The organism is Bacteroides sp. ET489 (genome assembly GCF_030518095.1).
Lineage (GTDB): Bacteria > Bacteroidota > Bacteroidia > Bacteroidales > Bacteroidaceae > Bacteroides > Bacteroides ndongoniae.
This window is the reverse complement of the sequence record NZ_JAULLJ010000104.1, coordinates 1-1,380: the sequence shown is the minus strand read 5'-3', so window position 1 is coordinate 1,380 and position 1,380 is coordinate 1. Positions and strand designations below refer to the sequence as shown.

Annotated in this window: 1 protein-coding gene; it reads right to left on the bottom strand. The window is 42.6% G+C overall.

Annotation, left to right across the window (positions count from 1 at the left end; all coding sequences use genetic code 11):
• Positions 1-29: 29 nt before the first annotated feature.
• Positions 30-1,340: a histidine-type phosphatase gene (locus Q3C19_RS18195; protein WP_302731265.1), complete on the bottom strand. Its 1,311-nt coding sequence runs from the start codon at positions 1,338-1,340 to the stop codon at positions 30-32.
• Positions 1,341-1,380 lie beyond the last annotated feature (40 nt).

The following is a 1,380-nucleotide window of genomic DNA, read 5'->3' as shown; positions in this document are numbered from 1 at the left end:
TGGTGTGTCAATGACACACCATCTTATGTTTAATCAGTTTCAAATCTTTCCGGAAGGACAGGAAGATAAATCTCATCAGTAAGTTTTATCCATCTTCTACGGAGTTCACTCCAGTGATAGAAAGGAAAACAATCCGTTTCAATACCTGTTAAAGGTACTTCACGTTCGTTAAGTAATGTTTTTACCAGTATATCATTGCTGTCTTTCTTACGGAAGAAGATAAGTTGTAGGTTTCCGCACATAGGAATCATACGGTATGTCTGATAATATTGAGGAATAGAGTCCCAGTCGGCTGTAGAATGGTTGAACCAGTCAATATTCATCAGAGCCACTAATGGAGCCAGGTTTGTATCATGACCGAAACGAAGAGTTGCGCAAGGTTTTTCTGAAACAAGAGCTGTGTCGGCAGCCTCTACTATGTTTCTCAGCAGATTACGTGCCAAATTAGGCATCTTGCCACCGCTCAGAGGCGATGGGCCCTGTTCGTAATACCATTCGAAATTGTTCAGTTGCCACAAGTCAAAAAGTTCTTTCTCATTGAACAGGAATGAAAGGTCAGGGATGTTGTCCGAACTCTGGCTTATGCCGTGATACTCGAAAAGGTCGCATTCAAGCTTTCCCGGATTTTTGACTTTTGAAACATATTCTGGTTTGAAAAGCACTTTCATGATACGTTCCGGATGAACAAAACGTTTTTCTGCTTCTGCAAATACAGAATCGGCGTTGTGCTGGCAGCTGTCCGAATATATCGGATTTTTGTATTTTATGAAATATACATCATGCTGGCTTGCGTCTGTTGTGATATTCAGTTTCGGGTTCAGGCCTTTCAACTCTACACAGGCTGCTGCCATTGAAAGGAAAGCACGAGTCTTATATGTAGAGCGGGCATCAATGTGAGCTCCGTCAACAAATATTTCAGGATAATTTTCAAACATTCTTCTTGCAAGTCCCTGATGCTGTCGGGCTCCTTTCGGAGTGAGCTCTCCATAGCGGTCTTTGGCTACTTCTGCAAGCCGTCTCAGGATTTTCAGTGTCTTTTTGCCGACATCGGTCAGCCCGTTGTTTTTCTCTGCTTCCTCCATTATTGTCAGAGCCGGTTCGTACTTGTCTATTCCTGTCAGATAACGTGAGCCGTGCCTGGCATATGTACTGATATAGCATGGCACATATCCTTCCGGCGCAAGCGTCAATGGGGTAGTTGGTGCCTCATAAGCCAAATACTTCCCCGTTGCCAATTGGGGATTTTCTCTGATTTCCAATTCTGCACGTGTTTGTGCATTGGTATTCTGCATTCCCATAGCTGCAATGCAGATGCAAAACAAACTTTTTACCTTATTCATATAAATGTCAATCTTATTACGGTGCAAAATTAGCATTAAA

Coding starts and splice junctions, on each gene's coding strand:
- Q3C19_RS18195 (WP_302731265.1), bottom strand. CDS start 1,340: ATGAATAAGGTAAAAAGTTTGTTTTGCATCTGCATTGCAGCTATGGGA.